The 21,171-nt window shown below is 65.3% G+C and carries 16 protein-coding genes and 1 pseudogene; 6 read left to right on the forward strand and 11 right to left on the reverse strand.

The window, feature by feature from the left end:
* Positions 1-147 precede the first annotated feature (147 nt).
* From NGM99_RS02710 to wrbA, 7 genes are all read right to left on the reverse strand, one after another.
* Entirely contained in the window at positions 148-1,221 is a 1,074-nt protein-coding gene (locus NGM99_RS02710; RefSeq protein WP_252815686.1) for an ABC transporter ATP-binding protein, read from the reverse strand.
* Positions 1,218-2,786, reverse strand: coding sequence for an ABC transporter permease (locus NGM99_RS02715; RefSeq protein WP_252815688.1), 1,569 nt, complete (start codon positions 2,784-2,786; stop codon positions 1,218-1,220). Before NGM99_RS02715 ends, NGM99_RS02710 begins: the two co-directional genes overlap by 4 nt.
* A 108-nt stretch (positions 2,787-2,894) precedes the next feature.
* Positions 2,895-3,908 carry an iron ABC transporter substrate-binding protein gene (locus NGM99_RS02720; RefSeq protein WP_252815690.1) on the reverse strand — a complete coding sequence of 338 codons (1,014 nt, stop codon included), beginning with the start codon at positions 3,906-3,908 and terminating at the stop codon, positions 2,895-2,897.
* A gap of 217 nt (positions 3,909-4,125) precedes the next feature.
* Positions 4,126-5,559 (reverse strand): NAD(P)(+) transhydrogenase (Re/Si-specific) subunit beta, encoded by a 1,434-nt coding sequence (locus NGM99_RS02725; RefSeq protein ID WP_252815691.1) that lies wholly within the window; start codon positions 5,557-5,559, stop codon positions 4,126-4,128.
* Between the two features lie 16 nt (positions 5,560-5,575).
* Positions 5,576-7,144, reverse strand: coding sequence for a Re/Si-specific NAD(P)(+) transhydrogenase subunit alpha (locus NGM99_RS02730; RefSeq protein ID WP_252815692.1), 1,569 nt, complete (start codon positions 7,142-7,144; stop codon positions 5,576-5,578).
* Positions 7,145-7,317: 173 nt separating this feature from the next.
* Positions 7,318-8,226: a myo-inosose-2 dehydratase gene (iolE, locus tag NGM99_RS02735; protein WP_252815695.1), complete on the reverse strand. Its 909-nt coding sequence runs from the start codon at positions 8,224-8,226 to the stop codon at positions 7,318-7,320.
* A gap of 225 nt (positions 8,227-8,451) precedes the next feature.
* Positions 8,452-9,051 carry an NAD(P)H:quinone oxidoreductase type IV gene (gene wrbA / locus NGM99_RS02740; RefSeq protein ID WP_252815698.1) on the reverse strand — a complete coding sequence of 200 codons (600 nt, stop codon included), beginning with the start codon at positions 9,049-9,051 and terminating at the stop codon, positions 8,452-8,454.
* A gap of 165 nt (positions 9,052-9,216) precedes the next feature.
* On the opposite strand from wrbA, the gene NGM99_RS02745 reads away from it, so the two are divergent.
* Positions 9,217-9,957, forward strand: a complete 741-nt coding sequence (locus NGM99_RS02745) for a competence/damage-inducible protein A (RefSeq protein ID WP_252815699.1) — start codon at positions 9,217-9,219, stop codon at positions 9,955-9,957.
* Here NGM99_RS02745 and NGM99_RS02750 read toward each other — a convergent pair.
* Both NGM99_RS02750 and NGM99_RS02755 read right to left on the reverse strand, forming a co-directional pair.
* A complete protein-coding gene (locus NGM99_RS02750; protein WP_252815701.1) occupies positions 9,941-11,005 on the reverse strand; it encodes a DUF2156 domain-containing protein in 1,065 nt (354 codons plus the stop codon). The two genes, NGM99_RS02745 and NGM99_RS02750, sit on opposite strands and share 17 nt — an antisense overlap.
* The gene (locus NGM99_RS02755) at positions 11,002-11,691 is read right to left on the reverse strand and encodes a class I SAM-dependent methyltransferase (protein WP_252815704.1); all 690 of its coding nucleotides are present in this window, start codon (positions 11,689-11,691) and stop codon (positions 11,002-11,004) included. Before NGM99_RS02755 ends, NGM99_RS02750 begins: the two co-directional genes overlap by 4 nt.
* Before the next feature lie 132 nt (positions 11,692-11,823).
* Here NGM99_RS02755 and NGM99_RS02760 point away from each other — a divergent pair, with 132 nt between their 5' ends.
* Positions 11,824-13,080, forward strand: a complete 1,257-nt coding sequence (locus tag NGM99_RS02760) for an FAD-dependent oxidoreductase (protein WP_252815706.1) — start codon at positions 11,824-11,826, stop codon at positions 13,078-13,080.
* Positions 13,081-13,089: 9 nt separating this feature from the next.
* Here NGM99_RS02760 and NGM99_RS02765 read toward each other — a convergent pair whose 3' ends face one another.
* Both NGM99_RS02765 and NGM99_RS02770 read right to left on the reverse strand, forming a co-directional pair.
* Entirely contained in the window at positions 13,090-14,442 is a 1,353-nt protein-coding gene (locus tag NGM99_RS02765; protein ID WP_252815708.1) for an LLM class flavin-dependent oxidoreductase, read from the reverse strand.
* 183 nt (positions 14,443-14,625) lie between these two features.
* The gene (locus NGM99_RS02770; RefSeq protein WP_252815710.1) at positions 14,626-15,672 is read right to left on the reverse strand and encodes a zinc-dependent alcohol dehydrogenase family protein; all 1,047 of its coding nucleotides are present in this window, start codon (positions 15,670-15,672) and stop codon (positions 14,626-14,628) included.
* A 198-nt stretch (positions 15,673-15,870) separates the two neighbouring features.
* Here NGM99_RS02770 and gpt point away from each other — a divergent pair, with 198 nt between their 5' ends.
* The 4 genes and pseudogenes from gpt (at position 15,871) to NGM99_RS02790 (ending at position 21,171) form a co-directional block, all read left to right on the forward strand.
* Entirely contained in the window at positions 15,871-16,368 is a 498-nt protein-coding gene (gpt, locus tag NGM99_RS02775; protein ID WP_252815712.1) for a xanthine phosphoribosyltransferase, read from the forward strand.
* A gap of 614 nt (positions 16,369-16,982) precedes the next feature.
* Complete coding sequence (locus NGM99_RS02780; protein WP_252815714.1) at positions 16,983-20,756, forward strand: vitamin B12-dependent ribonucleotide reductase; 3,774 nt, start codon at positions 16,983-16,985, stop codon at positions 20,754-20,756.
* A gap of 3 nt (positions 20,757-20,759) precedes the next feature.
* Positions 20,760-20,963, forward strand: a pseudogene (locus NGM99_RS02785) (type II toxin-antitoxin system HicA family toxin).
* Between the two features lies 1 nt (position 20,964).
* Positions 20,965-21,171, forward strand: coding sequence for a type II toxin-antitoxin system HicB family antitoxin (locus NGM99_RS02790; protein ID WP_252815716.1), 207 nt, complete (start codon positions 20,965-20,967; stop codon positions 21,169-21,171).

A 21,171-nucleotide genomic window follows, 5' to 3' on the forward strand; every position in this document is an offset into this window, starting at 1 on the left:
AAGGAGGCCGACCGGTGCTCGGGTATCATCATGTCCTTTCGGGAGATCGGTGCGCTGACGCTGGAGTGCCGTGCTGTCAATAGCGCGAGCGTGTATCAGTCTGACGCTTGCGGCTCGTTCGGGCGCGAGGCAGGCGCGCGGTTCGGCCTATGCCAGGGGATGAGCGCGGCCCGACACGGATACGCGCACGACCGCGCCCGTCTCGATGCCGTCGAAGCCGGCGCGGCGCAGGGTGAACCGCGGGGGGACGGCGCCGTTCGCTTCTCTCGGGTTCAGGATGTGCAGAACGAGCACCGTGGAGGCGCCGGCGAACTCGCAGGCGCAAACCTCGGCATAGATGCCGGTGGAGGCGGCCTGCGCCTCGGCGCGGGTGGCGGGCTCCAGCGCGATCTGCTCGGGGCGCAGCATGATGCGGGCATGGGCGCCATTGGCCGGCGCGTGGGTGGCGAGGCGGCCGAGCGCGCAGTTGGCGCAGCCGTCCGCCACATGCGCGGGCAAGAGGATGGTTTCGCCCAGGAACTCGGCGACGGTGGCATCCGTGGGACGGAAATAAAGATCGCGCGGGGTGCCCACCTGCGCGAACCGGCCATCGCGCATGACCGCGACCTGATCGGCGAAGGACAGCGCTTCGGCCTGATCGTGGGTGACGAGGATGGTGGTGACGCCGGCCTTTTCCAGAAGCTCGGCGACGACCTTGCGCATGGCGGCGCGAAGGCTGGTGTCGAGCGCGGAGAAGGGCTCGTCGAGCAGCATCAGGTGCGGCTTGCGGGCGAGCGCGCGGGCGAGCGCGACGCGCTGTTGCTGGCCGCCGGACAGTTCGTGCGGCCAGCGGGACAGCATGGCGCTTTTCAGGCCGACGGTCTCGGCGAGCTCGGCAATGCGGGCGGCGCGGTCGGGCTCTGATTTCGGGATGCCGAAGCCGATATTCTCGGCGATGGTGAGATGCGGAAAGAGTGCGCCGTCCTGCGACACCACGCCGACGCCGCGCATATGTGCAGGCAGAGCGGTGCGGTTCTCGGCGAGCGCCTGGCCATCGAGCAGGATGCGGCCGCTGTCAGGCGTCTCGAAGCCGGCGATGAGGCGCAGAAGCGTGGTCTTTCCGCAGCCCGAGGGACCGACAATGGCCGTGCGCGTGCCGCTGCGGACATGAAGGTCGATGCCGTCGAGCGCCTTGACGGGGCCGTAGGCTTTGGCGAGGCCGGAAACGTCCAGAACGCTCATCGGCCGGCCATGCGTTTGGACTGGTGAAACAGAAGAGCCGTGAGCGGCAGCGAAAGCACGACCATGGCAAGCGCGTAAGGCGCGGCCGCCGCGTAGTCGAGTTCGCCCGACAGCGACCAGAACTGCATGGCGAGCGTGCGCGTGCCGTTGGGCGCGAGCATCTGGGTCGCGGTCAGCTCGTTGACGATGCCGAGCGCCACCAGCGCCATGCCGGCCGCCGCGCCGGGCGCGGACAGGCGGATCGTGGTGATCCAGAGCGACGACCATGGGCGTCGGCCGAGGCTGGCCGCCGCCTGTTCGAGCTCGACGGGCGCCTGCGCGATGCTGGCACGCAAGGAAAGGATCGCGCGCGGCAGAAACATCAGCGCGTAGGCGACGAGGATCGTGAAGACGGTCTGGTAGAGTGGATGAAGGAAGCGCACGGCGACCGAGACGAGGGCGAGCGCGAAGACCGCACTCGGCAGCGCACCGACGAGGTAGTTGCAGGCTTCCGCGAAACGCGACAGGCGGCCGGGACGGCGGACGGTGAGCCATGCTGTGGGGATGGCCGCCGTGATCGCGAGCAACCCGCCGAGGACGGCGAGAAGCAGGGTCTGGCCGAGCGTGGAAAGGATCAGGCTCCACTGCCAGATCTCGCTGCCGCCTTTTTCGAGCCAGCCCAAGATGGTGACGAAGGGTACGCCGAGGGCGAGGGCAGTCGTGAGAAGCGGCAAGGCGAGGCAGGGCAGGGTGAAGCGGCCCAGCCGCGCGCGGGGTGCGGTGCGGGCAGCACCCGAACCGACGCGCGCATAGCGCTCATCGCCGCGCCAAAGGGTGTCGAGCGCCAGCAGGCCGAGGCAGCAGGTGACGAGCACGCCGGCCAGCATGTTGCCCGCAGCACCATTGAAGGTGGACTGGAACTGGTCGACGATGGCGGTCGTGAAGGTGTCGAACCGGATCATCGCGAAGAGCCCGTATTCGGCCAGCAGATGCAGCGCCACAAGCAGCGCGCCGCCGGAAAGTGCCAGGCGCAGTTGCGGCAGCGTCACGCGGCGAAAGACTTCAAAGGGCGACAGGCCGAGCGAGGCGGCGCTGTCTTCCAAAGCGGGATCGAGCCGGCGGAAAGTGGCGGCGAGCGGCAGATACATGAAGGGGAAGTAGGCAAGCACGGAAACGAGCACGCCGCCGGCCAGACCGTGGAGGCCGGGCGCGAGGCTGACCCAGGCATAGCTCTGCACGAAGGCGGGAACGGCGAGCGGGGCGACCGCGAGCCATGCCCAGAGCTTCGCGGCGGGCAGGTCGCTGCGCTCGGTGAGCCATGCGAGGGCAAGCGCGAGGCTGCCGGAAAGCGGCACGGCGAGGAGGATCAGCAGGACCGTGTTGACGAGCAGTTCGCCGACGCGGGCGCGGAAGATCAGCGTGGCGGCGGTCGCCCAGCCGGTCTCAGCCGCCGACCAGAGAATGAAGGCGAAGGGCAGAAGCGCAACGAGCGTGACGAGGAGTGCGGCAAGCGCCATCCACGGCATGCGAAGGGTGCGCAGGCGCGGAGCGGGAAGGGGGGCGAGAGCGAGTTCGGCGGCGGGCATGGTCAGGCGCTCCATGCCGGTCCACAAGCCGACATGGCAAGACCGCAGCGGGCACAAGCCGCTGCGGTCCGGTTCGTTGGGGGGAAAGTGATCACCGGCGGTGACGTGTTACAGGATGCCTGCCGCGTTCATCAGCTCGATCACCTTCGGGCTGTTGAGCTTGGAGGGCTCGACCTTCGGCGCGTCGAGCTGGTCGAGCGGCACGAGCTTGGGGTTGGAGGCGGCGCCATTGCCGACCGCATATTCAAAGGACGTGCCGTTCTTCAGGATCTCCTGGCCGCCCTTGCCCGAGACCCATTTCAGGAAGGCCTGCGCCTCCTTGGGGTGCTTGGAGGTGGCGAGCACGCCCCCGCCCGAGATCGAGACGAAGGCGCCCGGATCCTGGTTGCGGAAATAATGCAGGCCGACATTGCCGCTGTTCTCGCCGGTCTTCGCCTGATCGCCGAACCAGTAGTAATGATAGATCACGCCGCCTTCGATCTGGCCGGCATTCACCGCCTTCATGACGGTGCTGTTGCCGCGATAAGGCTTGAAGTTGGCCTTCATGCCCTTGAGCCAGGCGGCGGTCGCCTCCTCGCCCTTCAGTTCGAGTAGCGCGGAAACGATCGCCTGGAAGTCGGCACCGGCCGGTGAGGCGGCCCAGCGGCCGTTCCATGCCGGATCGGCCAGCTCCACCAGCGATTTCGGCAGCTTGTCCTCGGAGAGCTTGGTCTTGTCATAGGCGAACACGGTGGAACGCGCGGCGATGCCGATCCATTTGCCGCTCGCGGGGCGGAACTGTTCGGGCACCTGCGCGAGCGTGTCGGCGTCCACCGGTGCGAAAAGGCCTGCCGCCTCGACCTGCGCCATGGCGGGTGAGTTCTCGGTCAGGAAGATGTCGGCTGGCGAAAGATCGGCTTCGGCGACGATCTGGTTGGCGAACTCGCTGTCGCCGCCATCGCGCACCGTGACCTTGATGCCGGTCTCCTTGGTGAACGCATCGGTCCACTCCTTGGTGAGGCTCTGGTGCTGGGCGTTGTAGATGACGAGGCCCCCGGGGGCATCCGAGGCGTCCTGCGCAAGCGCGGCCGATACGAGAGCGCTCGACGCGAGCGCGATGGTGAGCGTAAAAAGGGATTTCAAAGGCAGACCCTCAAGCGAGCGTGAAATGCCCGGCCGTTAAAACCACGATTTGATGACAAAGCAAGTCAACTTACGTCGAACGCAGCGGCAAATTTCGCTGTGGGGCGGAAAGAGGTCGTCGCGTCGGTGCCGGCCGAGGGGGCGGCTCCGGGTCACAACCGGTCTCGCGTGACAGGCGCGACCGGAAGCGATTGTTCGGAAGGGAGGGCGGTCGCCGTCACACGAGCTTGAGCAACTCGTCGAGCGACTTCTTGGCGTCGCCGTAGAACATGCGGGTGTTCTCCTTGAAGAAGAGCGGATTCTCGATGCCGGAATAGCCGGTGCCCTGGCCGCGTTTGGATACGAAGACGCGCCGCGCCTTCCACACCTCGATGACGGGCATGCCGGCAATGGGCGAGTTCGGATCTTCCTCGGCGGCTGGATTGACGATGTCGTTCGCACCGATGACGATGGCGACATCGGTCGAGGGGAAGTCCTCGTTGATCTCGTCCATTTCGAGAACGATGTCGTAGGGCACCTTGGCTTCGGCGAGGAGCACGTTCATGTGGCCCGGCAGGCGCCCGGCGACAGGGTGGATGGCGAAGCGCACGGTCTTGCCTTTGGCGCGCAGGCGGCGCGTCAGTTCCGAGATCGACCCTTGCGCCTGCGCCACGGCGAGCCCGTAACCGGGCACGATGACGACCGAATCCGCATCGTCTAGCGCTTGGGCGACGCCGTCGGCGTCGATAGCGACCTGTTCGCCTGAGATCTCCTGCGCCGGACCCGCCGTGCCGCCCCAGCCGCCGAGAATGACGGACACGAAGTTGCGGTTCATGGCACGGCACATGATGTAGGACAGGATCGCGCCCGACGAGCCGACCAGCGCGCCCGTGACGATCAGAAGATCGTTGGACAGGGTGAAGCCGATGGCCGCCGCCGCCCAGCCGGAATAGCTGTTGAGCATCGACACGACGACCGGCATGTCCGCGCCGCCGATCGCCATGATCAGGTGCCAGCCCAGCGCGCCGGCGAGCAGGGCGACGAGCAGCAGCGTCCAGAGGCCCGCGCCGTTGAAGTAGAGGATGCCGAGAAGGAGCGCGATCGCCACGCCGCCAAGGTTGATCGCGTGCCGGTTGGGCAGCACCAGCGCCTTGGAGTCGAGGCGTCCCGACAGTTTGCCATAGGCGACCACGGAGCCGGAAAAGGTGAGCGCGCCGATGAAGACGCCGAGAAAGACCTCGACGCGCATGATCGCGAGCTCGACCGGCGTCTTGTGCGCGAGGGTCGCGGCGAAGCCGGTCAGCGTTTCGGCCGTGCCCGTGCCGAGCGCGTAGGCCGCGCGGCCGGCTTCGATGTCTGCATTGAAGCCGATGACGACGGCGGCCAGCCCGACGAATGAGTGGAGTGCCGCGACGAGCTCGGGCATCTGCGTCATCTGTACCCGGCCGGCAAGCCAGCCGCCGGAGACGGCGCCGATGACGATGAGCGGAGCGACCAGCCAGACCGCGCCGACCCCCGGACCGGTGATCGTGGCGACGACAGCGAGCGCCATGCCCGCGATGCCGTACCAGACGGCGCGCTTCGCACTTTCCTGGTTCGACAAGCCGCCCAGTGACAGGATGAAGAGAATGGAGGCGACGAGATAGGACGCGCCGACGAGACCTTGGCTCATGGGAGAGGCTCCGCGCTCAGCTTTTCTGGAACATCTTCAGCATCCGGCGGGTGACCAGAAAGCCGCCGAAGATGTTGACCGATGCCATGAGGATCGAAAGTCCCGCCAGGATCGACACGATCCAGCTGGAAGAGCCGAACTGCAGCAATGCGCCGAGGATGATGATGGACGACACCGCGTTGGTCACCGCCATCAGCGGCGTGTGCAGCGCGTGGGAAACGTTCCAGATCACGTGATAGCCGACAAAGCAGGACAGCGCGAACACGACGAGATGCTGAAGGAAGCTGGGCGGCGCGACGAGGCCGATCAGCATCAGGATCACCGCTCCCACGACCAGCAGGAGGATCTGATTTTGCCCGGCCTTGCGGGCCTGTGCGGCCTCGCGTGCGGCTTTCGCGGCTGGCGTTTCCTCGACGGCCTTCCTGGGTGCCTGTTTGGCGATGGCCTGGATTTTGGACGGCGGGGGCGGATAGGTGATCGCGCCCGCATGGGTGACGACCGCGCCGCGGATCACGTCATCGTCCATGTCGACCACCGGAACGCCGTTCTTGGCAGGCGTCAGGTCGTCCATCATGTGGCGGATATTGGTGGCGTAGAGCGTGGAGGCCTGCGTGGCCATGCGGCTGGGATAGTCGGTGTAGCCGACGACGCGCACGCCGTTCGGCGTCTCGATGACCTCGCCGGGCACCGTCAGGTCGCAGTTGCCGCCGCGTTCGGCCGCGAGATCGACGACGACCGAGCCGGGCTTCATCAGCGCCACCATGTCGGCCAGCCAGAGCTTGGGCGCATCGCGGCCGGGGATCAGGGCAGTGGTGATGACGATATCGACTTCCGGGGCCTGCGCGCGAAAAAGCTCCAGCTGCTTGGCGCGGAATTCAGGGCTCGACGGGGCCGCATAGCCACCGGTCGCCGCGCCATCCGTGGCTTCGGCAAAATCGAGAAAAAGGAACTCGGCGCCCATGGACTGGATCTGCTCGGCCACTTCTGGCCGGACGTCGAAGGCGCGCACCTGTGCGCCGAGCGACTGCGCCGTGCCGATGGCCGCAAGGCCTGCGACACCGGCACCGATGACGAGCACGCGGGCGGGCGGCACTTTGCCTGCCGCTGTGATCTGGCCGGTGAAGAAGCGCCCGAACTGGTTGCCGGCCTCGATCACCGCGCGATAGCCGGCGATGTTGGCCATGGAGGACAGTGCATCCATCTTCTGCGCGCGGCTGATGCGCGGCACCATGTCCATGGCGATGGCCGTGACGCCGCGCGCACTCAGGGATTCCAGCAGATCGGGATTCTGCGCGGGATAAAGAAACGAGATCAGGATCTGCCCGTCCCGGGTTCTCTCGACCTCTTCGCTGTCGGGGGCGCGGACCTTGGCGACGATGTCGGCTTCGGCCCAGAGCGTGGCGGCATCGGGCACGACGCGCGCGCCGGCCGCCTCATAGGCCGCATCGGGAATACGCGCCTCCGAGCCCGCACCGGTCTCGACGAGGCATTCATAGCCGAGTTTGGTGAGCCTGCCGACGCTTTCAGGCGTCAGCGCGACGCGCCGCTCGCCTTCGCTCCGTTCCTTGGGCGCTCCGAACTTCATTCTGTTGTCCGTTGGTTCGGCGCGCGGCATCACCCTGCTGAAGGCGTCGCGTGCGGTCTGATAAATCGGTCAAGGTCTTTTAAGCAGGCGGGAGCCTCGGTCAACCGATTGCCCACGACTATCAACGGTTCGCTTGTGCCGCGACGCGAAAGCGCCAGTTGCATGGCGCCGTTTCAGCGGCCGGGTCGTTCCACCACATAGCCTGCCGCTGCCATGACGCGCAGCAGTTCCTTGTGACCGACCTTGGCCATTTCGAGCGGCGGGTTGGCGATGGGGTCCTGCTCGGCTTCGACCACGAACCAGCCTTCGTAACCGTAGGAAGCGAGCTTCTTGACGATCGCCTCGAAATCGAGCGATCCGTCGCCCGGCACGGTGAAGGCACCCTTGACCACTGCGTCTAGGAAGCTGTCGCGCGACCAGTCGAGGCCGTCCAGAACGGACTGGCGGACATCCTTGGTATGCACGTGGCTGATGCGGGCATGGTGGTTGTCGATCATGCGGAGCACGTCGCCGCCGGCAAAGGCCATGTGGCCGGCATCGTAGAGAAGCGGCAGGGCCTCGCCCGAATGCTTCATCAGAAGATCGACATCCTGTTCGGATTCGATGGGGGCCGCCATGTGGTGGTGGTAGGAGATCGGCATGCCTTCTCCTGCGCACCATTCGGCAAAGGCGGTCAGCTTGCGGCCATAGGCCTTGATCTCGTCCTCGGAAAGCTTGCGGCGCGTGGCAAGCGGAGCCGAGCGGTCGCCCTGGATGGTGCCGGCAGTTTCGCCGTAGACGATGCACGGTGCACTGACCGCCTTGAACAGCGCCATCTGCGGCGCGATGCGGTCCTTTTCCCGCTCGATGTCGCCATCGAGCAAAAGGCCCGAGAACCAGCCACCGCAGACCGCCATGCCATGGGCATCGAGAATGGGCTTGAGAACGGCGGGATCCAAGGGAAAACGACGGCCTGTCTCCATGCCGGTGAAGCCCGCCTCGCGCGCCTCGCTGAGGCATCCCTCCAACGAGATGTCGCCGCTCAATTCGGCAAGATCGTCGTTCCACCACGCGATGGGCGCAATTCCGAGTTTCGCCTTCATATCACTCCTCCCGATACTGTCGGGCTCTTATGGAATGCACACCGACAAATCAATCTGAGCGGACGAGACGTTGCGAAAATAAGTGGAATGAAACGTGTGGTTCGTTTGAATGGCGAACTGCTGACCCCTGAGGGCCGAAAGAAAAACGGCTGCGAGCTTCACAACGCGCAGCCGCTTGGTCGTGTGCAGTCTTCGACCCGCTCGAAAGCGGGGCGGGGGGTAGGCTCAGCCGACCAGCTTGGCGGTGATCTCCGCGAGGCGGCGGCCCTGGAACTTTGCGCCGTCCAGCTCCTGCGCGGAGGGCTGGCGCGAACCGTCGCCGTCCGAGGTGGTGGTCATGCCGTAAGGTGCGCCGCCGCGGACGACATCGTTGCCCATCTGGTCCTGATAGGCATAGGACAGCGGCACGACGATGATGCCGTGGTGCTGGAAGAAGATCTGCGTGTTGATCAGAGCCACTTCCGCGCCGCCGTGCTGGGTGGCGGTGGAAACCATCACCGTGCCGGTCTTGTTGACCAGCGCGCCCTTGGCCCAGAGCGGACCGGTCTGGTCCATGAAGTTCTTGAACTGCGCTGCGGGCGCGCCGTAGCGGGTCGAAACACCGAAGATGAAGCCGTCATAGTCGGCGAGCTCGAGCGGGTCGGCGATGGGCGCCTCCTGGTCGAGCTTGTAATGCGCGGCCTTCGCGACCTCTTCCGGCACCAGCTCGGCCACGCGCTTGATCGTGACATCGGCGCCCGCCTCGCGCGCGCCTTCGGTCGCGGCCTTGGCCATGGCTTCCATGTGGCCCCAGCTCGAATAATAAAGCGTCAGAATCTTCGCCATTGCCTCTGTCTCCTTGTGCTTGCGGTTGGGGCGCAACCTAGTGCGGCGAGGCGCTCTCGCCCACTCCCCAACCGCGCGACGCATCGTTCACCGAAACAGAGCCATTGCCTTGGGTGGCCTTGAGCGCGATATGAGTGCCCGCATCGCACTGAAGGACAATCGCGCATGACCGACACCGTTTCCGCAGGCATGGTGGTGATCGGCGACGAGATCCTTTCGGGACGGACCAAGGACAAGAATATCGGCCATCTGGCCGATATGCTGACCGCTGTCGGCATCGACCTGCGCGAAGTGCGCATCGTGGCCGACGACGAGGATGCGATCGTGGAAGCGATCAACGCGCTGCGCAACCGCCTCGACTACGTGTTCACCACCGGCGGCATCGGCCCGACGCATGACGACATCACGGCGGATGCCGTCGCCAAGGCGTTCGGCGTGCCGATCGGCTACGAGGACCGCGCCTACAAGATGCTGGAGGCCGATTACGCCAAGCGCGATCTGCCCTTCACCGAGGCGCGCAAGCGCATGGCAAGGCTGCCGGAAGGGGCCGAGCATATCGACAACCCCGTTTCGCTGGCGCCCGGCTTCTCGGTCGGCAACGTGCATGTGATGGCGGGCGTGCCGAAGATTTTCCAGGCGATGCTCGACAATGTGCTGCCGAAGCTTCGCACCGGCACCAAGTTGAAGTCGGAAACGATCCACTGCCCATTCGGCGAGGGCACGATCGGCGGACCCTTGGGCGAGATCCAGAAGGCCCATCCCGACACGATCATCGGCTCCTATCCGAAATACGAGGACGGCAAGTTCTGGACCGAGCTCGTGGTCCGCGCGCGTGACCCAGAGGTGCTGAGCGCCGCAGCGGACGCCGTCCGCGCCATGCTGGACGATCTCAGAACGCGCGGCTGAGCCTGAGAAGCGCCGTGAAGGGCAGGAGGGGGAGCCCCTTCTTCCAAGCGAAATAGCGCGGTTCCTCACGCCCGTGGAAACGGCGCTTGAAGGCGGCGTGGCCCTGCAGGTTGAAGATGCGCCGGTTGACGACTGGCGACGCGTAGAACCGCTGCATCAGCGCGCGGAACCGGGCCGACTCCGCGAAGCCGCTGGGCTCGACGTCGAGCAGCGGGGAGAGGCCGAGCATCACTTTCTCCACGCCCTCGCGCGTGAAGCGGTCCACGGCATGCTTGGTCAGGCCGATTTCGGCATGGGAGGTGGCGTTCGTCACGCGGCGCTTGAAAGCGGTGAGGTAGCCGATCACGCGCCCGTCGCGGCAGAGCGGATCGAAGTAAAGCACCGAGACCGGCGTGCCGTCCGGCCCCACCAGCACGAAGCGACGCGACAACGGCTCATCCTCGCGCGGGAAAGGCCGGTTGAGGAAGCCCATCTCGCGCCGATGCACGATGCGCTCCTTGCGCCAGTCCTTGGCGAGCGACTTGATGGCAGGTGCGAGTTCGGGAAACTGCCACGTCTCGCCGATGCTGTAGCCGTTCTTCAAAAGCCAGCGTTCGGAATAGCGCACGGTTTCCTTGCGGCCGCCGGAAAAGTCGTAGGAGGCGAGGTCGAGCACGGTGTCCACGCCCATCCGCATCACGCGATAGCCGTGGCGCGCGAGGATGGCGGCGGTCGGCTCGGAGATTTCCGCGAAGCTGGGTGCTGCGGCAGCCTCGATGAACCGCGCGATCAACGCTTCCCGCGCGAGGGGAGCCGCTATCGGATCACCAAGCGCGAGCGCCTGTCCCATCATCTGCCCGTAAGCAATGAACCCCTGGCTGTCGCCCCAATGCAGCAGGTCTTTTTGTACCGTCGCCGAATAGGCGAGGGAATGATCGCCGAAGCGGCGGAAGGCATCGAGGCGCATTTCGAGCGGCAGGTCGGCCGGCGCCAGTTCGCGCAGGCGGCGATCCATGAAGGTGTCGAAAGCGCGACGGAGGATGGCGTGCGGCATGGAAGCTTGAATCAAGCCGTCTCGGGGCGGCGCATCACGACCGTGCGATAAAGCGGCATGCCGAGCTTGCGCAGGCCGAAGTCGCGCACTGCTTCCGTGGTCAGGCCTTCACGCTCGCCATAAAGGCGGAAGTCGTAGATCGGATGCTGTGATGCGAGCCGCAGCAGCCAGAAGAAGGACAGGCCGAATTTCAGGTAGCTCCAGGTCAGGAGCCCGCGCAGGCCGCCCGGCGGAGGCGCCATGTCGGCGACCATCAGCCTGCCGCCCGGTTTCACCAGCCCGATGGCATGGCGCAGGACGAGCGGCATGTCGGCCGGTCCGAACACGTTGAAGAAGTAGTTGCCGCAGACCGCATCATAGGCCTCGCGTGGCTGATGCAGGAGCGCGTCGCCCACGATCAGTTCCGCGCTCAATCCCTTTCGCGCCAGCCGGGCGCGCAGGCGTTCGATCATGGCCGAGGAAAGATCGAGCGCGGTCACTTCAAGACCCTTGCGCGCGGCTGCAACCGCTTCCTCGCCCGAGCCGACGCCCAGATAAAGCACGCGCTGACCGGGCTTGAGATATTTGAACTCGATCATCTTGGCCCGGCGTATCAGGCCGAAGGAATAGGCATTCGCCAGAAGCTCATAGAAGGACGCCACCGCATCGTAGTTGCGGCTTTTGACGTCCCCACTTCTTGTCTCGAAAGATCGCTGCGACACGCGCCGGCTTCTCCCACCCAAGCCTGCCGCTGTAGCGGGAGGCATCTATTCCGGCAAGGCGGGGCGGTGGATAGCTGTTCACAGTGGTGAGAACGCCTCCGTGCGGCTAAACTGCCTTCCGGAGGCGCGAGGATGGGACAAATCATCGAGGCCGATTGCTGCGTGGTGGGCGGCGGCCCCGCCGGCATGATGGCGGGGTTCCTGATGGCCCGCGCCGGCCTGCGCACCGTCGTGCTGGAGAAACATCGCGACTTCCTGCGCGACTTTCGCGGCGACACGGTTCACCCCTCGACCATGCAGGTCATGAAGGAGCTGGGCCTGCTCGACGCCTTCCTGCAACTGCCGCACCAGCGCCTCGAGCGCCTTTTCGGGCAGTTCGGCGGCGAGAGGCTGGAAATCGTTTCCTTCGGCGGCACAGGCCTTTCCGCGCCCTTCATCGCGTTGATGCCGCAATGGGACTTCCTCGATTTCCTGGCCGACCAAGCCCGCGCATTGCCGAATTTCACTCTGCTGATGAGCACCACCGGCCTCGACCTCATCCGCGAAGGCGGCCGCGTCGCCGGTGTCCTGGCGCGCGATGTCGAGGATGAGATCGAAATCCGCGCCACGCTCACGCTCGCGGCGGACGGCCGTGACTCGCGCCTGCGCAAGAAGGCCGCGCTCGCGGTTCAGGAGTTCGGCGTGCCCATCGATATCCTCTGGTTTCGCATCACGAAGGATCCGGCGCAGACGGAAACGACTCTGTTCAATGCGGGTGCGGGCGGCATCGTCGTCACGATCGATCGCGGTGACTACTGGCAATGCGCCTGCGTCATTCCGAAAGGCGGCGCCGAGCAGATCCGCGCCGAAGGTCTCGAGAGTTTCAGGGCGCGCATCGCCCGCATCGTTCCGGGCCTGAGCGCCCGGGTCGGCGAGATCGAAAGCTGGGACGGGGTGAAGCTGCTGACTGTTGCCGTCAACCGCCTCGAAACCTGGCACCGCCCCGGCTTCGTCTGCATCGGCGACGCGGCGCACGCCATGTCGCCCATCGGCGGCGTCGGCATCAACCTCGCCATTCAGGACGCGGTTGCCGCCGCCAATCTCTTCGCCGCGCCGCTCGCCGCCGGCCGGCTTTCCGATGCCGAACTCGCCAAACTCGCGCGGCGTCGGCTGTTCCCGGTGCGCGCCACGCAGTTCGTTCAGCGCACCATGCAGGAGCGGCTTCTGTCGCCGATTCTGGGCGACCCGGACAGTGTGCCGGCACCGCCCGCTCTGCTGCGTCTCCTTTCCCGGTTCGCCTTCGCCCGCCGCCTGCTCGCGCGCGTTCTGGGCATGGGCGTGCGACCTGAGCACGTGCGCTCGCCCCAACTTGCGACGCACGGCCCCTGTCTCAGGCAGGCTGAGCGCTGATGGGGCGGCTCAGCGAGCGGCGATGGCCCGGGCGGCCGCGAACCTGTTCTCCGGCCGCTTCAGCCCGAGACGGTCTCGCAATGTGCCGGCCTCATATTCCGTCCTGAACAAGCCGCGCCGCTGCAGTTCCGGGATCACACCTTGCATGAAGCGCAGCCAGTCGTCGGGCAGAAGCGGAAACATCAGGTTGAACCCGTCGGCGGCTCCGGACAGAAACCACGATTCCATCTGGTCGGCGATCTCGGACGGCGTTCCGGCCACCATCGGGACCGATCCCGTATTGGCGATGTTCCGCGCGACCTGCCGAATGGTCAGGCCCTTGTTCTTCTCGTCGTGGACGATCTTCAGCCACGTCTTCCAGCCTTCGAAACTGTTCTGGTCGGGCAGATCGGGAAGAGGCCCGTCGAGCGGAAAGCTGCTGAGATCGATGCCGGCCCAGCTCGAAAGAAGGTCGAGGCCGATCCTGTCCGGCATCAGCGCCTCTAGTTCCGCCTGCCGGTCCTCCGCCTCCTTGCGGGACGGGGCGACGACCGGCAGGATGCCGGGCAGGATCTTCAGGCTTTCGGGCGCACGGCCGCGCCGGGCGAGGCGGGCATCGAGGTCGGCACGATAGCGTCGGCCTTCCTCTTCGCTGCGCAAAACGGCGAAGTGGACATCAGCATGCGCCGCCGCGAGTTCCTTGCCGGGATCGGACGAGCCGGCCTGAACCACCAGCGGATGCCCCTGCGGCCCGCGTGGCACGTTGAGCGGGCCCCTGACGCGGAAATGGGCGCCCTGATGATCGAGCGTGGCGACACGTGCGGGGTCTGCGAAGGCGCCCGAGGCCTTGTCGATCAGGAGCGCGTCATCCGCCCACGAGTCCCAGAGCGCCTTCGCGACTTCGAGGAATTCGGCTGCGCGCTGGTAGCGTACGGCATGGTCGATGACGGCATCGCGCCCGAAATTCGCGGCCTCTTCGGCCAGCGCCGAAGTCACCACATTCCATCCGATGCGCCCGTTGCTGATGTGATCGACCGACGCGAACATGCGGGCCAGATTGTAGGGCTCGCTGTAGGAGGTGGATGCGGTGACCATCAGGCCGATATTCTTCGTCACAGCCGCGAGCGCCGTTGCCAGAGTGAGCGGCTCGAGCCGGGCATTGGCATAGTGAAGCATGCCGCTCGGATAGGTGTCCCACACGCCCAGATGGTCGGCGATGAAGATCGCGTCGAGCTTGGCCTGTTCGGCCGCCTCGGCCAGGCTTCGGTAATAGTCCAGTCCGAACACTTCCCGTTCCGGCGCATCGGGATGGCGCCAGGACATGCGGTGATCGCCTTGCGGGTTGTAGAAGAAGCCGGCGAGGATCATGTGTCTGCGGCTCATGGCGATGGCACTTTCTTTTGGTTCGAACGGGCGGTGAGGGGCGGCGCGGTGCCGTGCGGGGAAGTCCCGTCCGCCAGCCGCCCCGACGGAGCGTGCGGACGACATTTGCCTCAGGAGGATGGGCGTCATCAACAGCGGATGCGCATCGATCCTATGCGCTCGCTCTTGGCGCAGCGTGTTTCGCTAGCTTCGCTTGGGATCGATGATGGCGATTCCGTCCGGTGCCTGGCGGTCCATGTTCATGAGAGCCGGAATGGCGTTGGCGAGAGACAATGTCTCGCCGATGAGCCGCTGCGGCTGCAGCCGCCCACTCATGATCATGCCGAGCATGGCGTCATAGCGCCACGACTGCATGCCGTGACTGCCATAGATCTCGAGTTCATGGGCGATCACGCGATCCATGGGGATTTGCGGCCGGGAATGGTCGCCGAGCATGAGCCCGACCTGAACATGCCGCCCGCGCCGCCGCAAGTTCCCGATGGAGTTGAAGCAGGTTTCGGGATGTCCGAGCGCGTCGATCGAGACATGCGCGCCGCCGCCTGTGAGTTCACGCACGGCATCGACCACCGAAGTCGCCTTGCGACTGTTCACCGTTTCCGCCGCGCCCATGGCGCGTGCCAGCGCAAGCTTGCTGTCAGTGACATCCACGGCGACCACCTTTGCGCCCAGCGCCGCGGCGATCATGATGGCCGAAAGCCCGACGCCGCCCGCGCCGTGAACCGCGACCCACTCGCCGCCACGCACCCGTCCCTGATCCACCACCGCCCGGAAAGAGGTGGCGAAGCGACAGCCGAGGCTCGCGGCCGTCGCGTCGTCCAACTCGTCAGGCAGGCTGACGAGGTTGAGGTCGGCGCGGTCGATCGCCACGAACTCCGCGAACGATCCCCAATGCGTGAAACCGGGCTGAAACTGCTGTTCGCAAACCTGCTGATGCCCGGCATGGCATTCCGCGCAGCGACCGCATGCGGCGATGAAGGGCACCGTCACACGGTCACCAGGGCGAAAGCGCGTCACCTGCGAGCCGGTTGCCGCGACCACGCCTGCGAATTCGTGGCCGGGAACATGCGGCAGTCGGATATCGGTGTCGTGGCCCCTCCATCCGTGCCAGTCGCTCCGGCACAGGCCGGTCGCGATGACCTCGATCACCACGCCGTCCGGGGACGGAACCGGGTCCGGCACGTCGCTGATCGTCGGCTCCTGGCCGAAAGACTCGAAGATCATCGCTTTCATCACGTCACCATCATCAGGCGCGGGCGGGCCGTGCCGCACGGCATTCCGTGTTTTCCCGACACGTCAGGCGCGAAAAATGCAAGGCCATCCTGCCCGGTGGGCGCGGCCGGCGGTTTGCTTCGCCATTCCCACTTGTCATCGCGTTTCTCTTCCCATTAGAGGGTGCGGCTTCCGCCAGCCACTGTGGAGCGCGCTTCCATGTCCCTGCCCGAAAAGGCCTTCCCCGTTTCCTGGGACCAGTTCCACCGCGACTCGCGCGCGCTCGCCTGGCGGCTGGCCGGCATCAACGGCAAGTGGCGAGCCATCGTCTGCATCACGCGCGGCGGGCTCGTGCCTGCGGCCATCATCTCGCGCGAGCTCGGCGTGCGCCTGATCGATACGGCCTGTGTCGCGAGCTATCACGACTACACCGACCAGGGCGAGTTGCAGGTGATCAAGGAAATCTCGCCCGAGATCCTCGCGGATGGCGGGGAGGGCGTGCTGATCGTGGACGACCTCACCGATACCGGCAAGACCGCGCAGGTGGTGCGCGCGATGCTGCCGAAAGCGCATTTCGCCACGATCTATGCCAAGCCCAAGGGGCGCCCGCTGGTGGACACGTTCGTCACGGAAGTGTCGCAGGACACGTGGATCTATTTCCCGTGGGACATGGGCTTCACCTACCAGAAGCCGATCGCCGACGACCACCGGGGTTGAGCCAAAAGAGGGCGCACAAACTGCGACGCCGACGAATGGTTCCACAGCGTGAGCCGGCTTCCCCAGCTTTCAAACACAACATCTAGATTTTTTGCCTTGCCTCGACCGAATCGTTGACGGCTCGGTGCGACTCGCCGCAACGTCCGACGTGCGCTCGTTTTTGCTCGCGCGTTGACGCGAGGTATCGCGCGATACCGCGCATTTCGGCGCTTTCGGGAGCCTCGAGCCCCACATATGCCAGCCGTTAACGGCCGCGTTTACCCGCAATAAAATTTCTTCGCCGATAGTGGGAACCAAACCGGGCAGGCCTCATTGGTAGCCACAAGATGTTGTATGAAAACGTCTTGCGGACACCAAATGATGTGTTATTGTCTGTTCGGTAGGGATGACGGAATCGATGGCAAGTCTCATATTCCGTTTGTCCCCGATCATCGGACACCCTGTTGATAGCGTGCGCAGCGGCACAAGCCGGCTAGCGACAAGCGCCCGCTCTCGGCACAGTTGATTCAATTACGGCGGACCGCTTTCGAGGCGGTCCGTCGCCCCTGCGGTGCGCTCGGCAGAGCTTGGCCGCCAACACAATATGTAGCTTTCGACCCCCAAGGATCAGGCCCATGCGTATCGAACGGCACTTCACCAAGCCAGGCCATTCTCCCTATGCCGAGATCCCGTTCCGCAAGGCGGTGAGCGAGATCAAGAACCCCGATGGCTCGGTCGTCTTCCGCCTGGCGGACATCGACGTGCCGGAGCAGTTCTCGCAGGTCGCGGCCGACATTCTGGCGCAGAAATATTTCCGCAAGGCCGGCGTGCCCGCGCGCCTGAAGAAGGTCGAGGAAAACGCCGTTCCATCCTTCCTGTGGCGCTCGGTCGCCGATGAGGCGGCGCTTGCCGCGCTTCCGGAAGACGAGCGCTATGGCTCCGAAACCGACGCGCGCCAGGTCTTCGGCCGCCTCGCCGGCACTTGGACCTATTGGGGCTGGAAGGGCGGCTATTTCGCTTCGGAAGAAGACGCGCAGGCGTTCAAGGACGAACTATCCTTCATGCTCGCGACCCAGCGTACCGCGCCCAACTCGCCGCAGTGGTTCAACACCGGCCTGCACTGGGCCTATGGCATCGATGGTCCCGGCCAGGGCCATTTCTATGTCGATCCGTTCACCGGCAAGCTGACCGCGTCGAAGTCGGCATACGAGCACCCGCAGCCGCATGCCTGCTTCATTCAGGGCGTGGCCGACGATCTCGTCAACGAAGGCGGCATCATGGATCTCTGGGTGCGCGAGGCGCGCCTGTTCAAATACGGCTCGGGCACCGGCTCCAACTTCTCGCGCCTGCGCGGCGAAGGCGAGAAGCTGTCGGGCGGCGGCAAGTCTTCTGGCCTGATGTCCTTCCTCAAGATCGGTGACCGCGCGGCGGGCGCCATCAAGTCGGGCGGCACCACCCGTCGCGCGGCCAAGATGGTCGTGGTCGATGCCGACCATCCCGATATCGAAGCCTATATCGACTGGAAGGTGAACGAGGAGCAGAAGGTCGCTTCGCTCGTCACCGGCTCCAAGATCGTCAAGCAGCACATGGCGGCCGTGATGAAGGCCTGCGTCAACTGCGAGGGCGAGGGCGATGACTGCTTCGACCCGGCCAAGAACCCTGCTCTCAAGCGCGCCATCAAGGACGCCAAGAAGAACGCGGTGCCGGAAAACTACGTCAAGCGCGTCATCCAGTTCGCACGCCAGGGCTACACCCAGATCGAGTTCAAGACCTACGACACCGACTGGGATTCGGATGCCTATCTCACCGTGTCGGGCCAGAACTCGAACAATTCGGTTTCGCTCAAGGACGACTTCCTGCGCGCGGTCGAAACCGATGCCGAATGGAGCCTGATCCGCCGCACCGACGGCAAGGTTCACAAGACGCTGCAGGCGCGCGATCTGTGGGAAAAGATCGGCTATGCCGCCTGGGCCTCGGCCGATCCGGGCCTGCACTTCAACACGACCATGAACGACTGGCACACCTGCACGAGCGCAGGCGCCATCCGCGCGTCGAACCCGTGCTCGGAATACATGTTCCTGGACGACACGGCCTGCAACCTGGCCTCGATCAACCTCTTGCCCTACCGCAACAAGGACGGCTCGATCGACATCGCGGCCTACGAGCACACCGTCCGCCTTTGGACCGTGGTTCTCGAAGTCTCGGTGATGATGGCGCAGTTCCCGAGCCGCGAGATCGCGCGTCTCTCCTACGAGTACCGCACGCTGGGCCTGGGCTACGCCAATATCGGCGGCTTGCTGATGACCTCCGGCATTCCTTACGACTCGGCCGAAGGCCGTGCGATTGCCGGTGCGCTGACCGCCATCATGACGGGCGTGTCCTATGCGACCTCGGCTGAAATGGCGTCCGAACTCGGCACCTTCCCCGATTACAAGCGCAACGCGCAGTCGATGCTGCGCGTCATCCGCAACCATCGCCGTGCGGCCCATGGCGAGGCGGGGGGCTATGAGAAGCTCGCCGTCGACCCGGTGCCGCTGCATGCCGAGGAATGCCCGCATCCCGAGCTCATCGCCCATGCCCGCGCGGCCTGGGATCGCGCGCTCGAGCTCGGCGAGAAGCACGGTTTCCGCAATGCGCAGGCGACCGTGATCGCGCCCACCGGCACGATCGGCCTTGTGATGGATTGCGACACCACCGGCATCGAGCCCGACTTCGCACTGGTGAAGTTCAAGAAGCTGGCCGGCGGCGGCTACTTCAAGATCATCAACCGCGCGGTGCCGGAAGCCCTGCGCACGCTCGGCTATTCGGAAGCGCAGATCGCCGAGATCGAGGCTTACGCCGTCGGCCACGGCAATCTGAACCAGGCGCCGGCCGTGAACCCCGGCACGCTTCGTGCCAAGGGCTTCACCGACGAGAAGATCGCCACCGTCAACGCGGCGTTGAAGTCGGCCTTTGACATCAAGTTCGTGTTCAACAAGTGGACGCTCGGCGAAGACTTCTGCCGCGATGTTCTGGGCTTCACCGACGAGCAGCTCAACGATTTCTCGTTCGAGATGCTGCCCGCCCTCGGTTTCTCGAAGAAGGACGTCGAGGCCGCGAACATCCATGTCTGCGGAGCGATGACGCTGGAAGGCGCGCCCTTCCTCAAGGACGAGCACTTGGCCGTGTTCGACTGCGCCAACCCCTGCGGCAAGATCGGCAAGCGGTATCTGTCGGTGGAAAGCCACATCCGCATGATGGCCGCCGCCCAGCCTTTCATCTCGGGCGCCATCTCCAAGACCATCAACATGCCCAACGACGCCACCGTCGAGGACTGCAAGTCGGCCTACTTCCTGTCCTGGAAGCTGGCGCTCAAGGCCAACGCGCTCTACCGCGACGGCTCCAAGCTCTCGCAGCCGCTCAACGCCTCGCTTCTGGCCGATGCGGATGACGACGAGGACGACGCGATCGAGGCGCTGGCCGCAGCCCCGGCTGCCCAGCAGGCGGTGCAGGTGACCGAGAAGATCATCGAGCGCATCGTCGAGAAGGTCGTGCGCTCGCAGGAGAAGCTGCCGGGACGCCGCAAGGGCTATACCCAGAAGGCCAAGATCGGCGGCAACACGATCTTCCTGCGCACCGGCGAATATGATGACGGCCGCATCGGTGAGATTTTCATCGACATGAACAAGGAGGGCGCGACCCTCCGGGGCCTGCTCAACAACTTCGCCATCGCGATTTCGCTCGGCCTGCAATATGGCGTGCCGCTCGAGGAATATGTGCAGGCCTTCACCTTCACGAAGTTCGAGCCGGCGGGCATCGTGATCGGCAACGACGCGATCAAAAGCGCGACCTCGATCCTCGACTATGTGTTCCGTGAGCTGGCCGTGTCCTATCTCGGCCGCAACGACCTGGCGCATGTGGACCAGTCGGACTTCGACAACACCACGCTCGGCCGTGGCATTTCCGAAGGCCGCTTCCAGCCAGTCTCCTCGGGCCTCACCCGCGGCGCGACGCTGAAGGTGGTGACCGGCGGGGCAGGGGGTGACGCGAAGGGTTCGGCCGGTGCCGCCACCGCGCGCGCCGGCTCGGGCAGCCTCTTCGCCAACTCCAACATCCGGCCGCTCGCCGGACTGGGCGGAAGTGCGGCTCTGGCTCTCAAGGAAGACAGCGCCTTCATGCGCGACTACCAGGACCGCCAGACCGAGCTCGCCGAGGAGATCGCGGAAGAAGAAGCCACGACGGCCCTCTTCACCGAGGACGCATCGGCCGCCGCCGCCGAAGCCAAAAAGAAAAGCGCCGCCCGCCGCGCCCAGGCCGTGATGCAAGGCTACACCGGCAACGAATGCTCGGAGTGCCACAACTTCACGATGGTGCGGAATGGGACGTGTGAGAAGTGCGACACGTGTGGTTCGACGAGCGGGTGCTCCTGACCCATGCCGCCCCGGCTTTCGGTTCGCGACATCATTCGCCTGCTGGAAGCCGATGGCTGGGCCTTGGTTGCAACCCGCGGCAGCCATCGCCGATAGTGGCATCCGAACAAAGCCGGCCGCGTCACCGTGGCCGGCAGATCGTCTGATCAGCTCGCGCCGGGAACGCTCGACAGCATCCTCAAGCAAGCCGGCCTGAAGGAGGTGTGAGATGCGCTATGCCGTGGTGATCGAAAGAGCCGGCGACGACTGCTCGGCCTATGTTCCCGACCTGCCGGGTTGCGTCGCGACGGGCACCACAATCTCCGAGGTTGAAGAGGAGATGCGACTTGCGATCCGGTTCCATGTCGATGGCTTGCGGGAGGATGGGGAGAGTGTGCCGGAGGGCTTGAGTGTTGTGGAGTATTTGGACGCTTGA

Origin of the sequence: Mesorhizobium liriopis, from assembly GCF_024053505.1 — a bacterium.
GTDB classification, from domain to species: Bacteria; Pseudomonadota; Alphaproteobacteria; order Rhizobiales; family Rhizobiaceae; genus Mesorhizobium_B; species Mesorhizobium_B liriopis.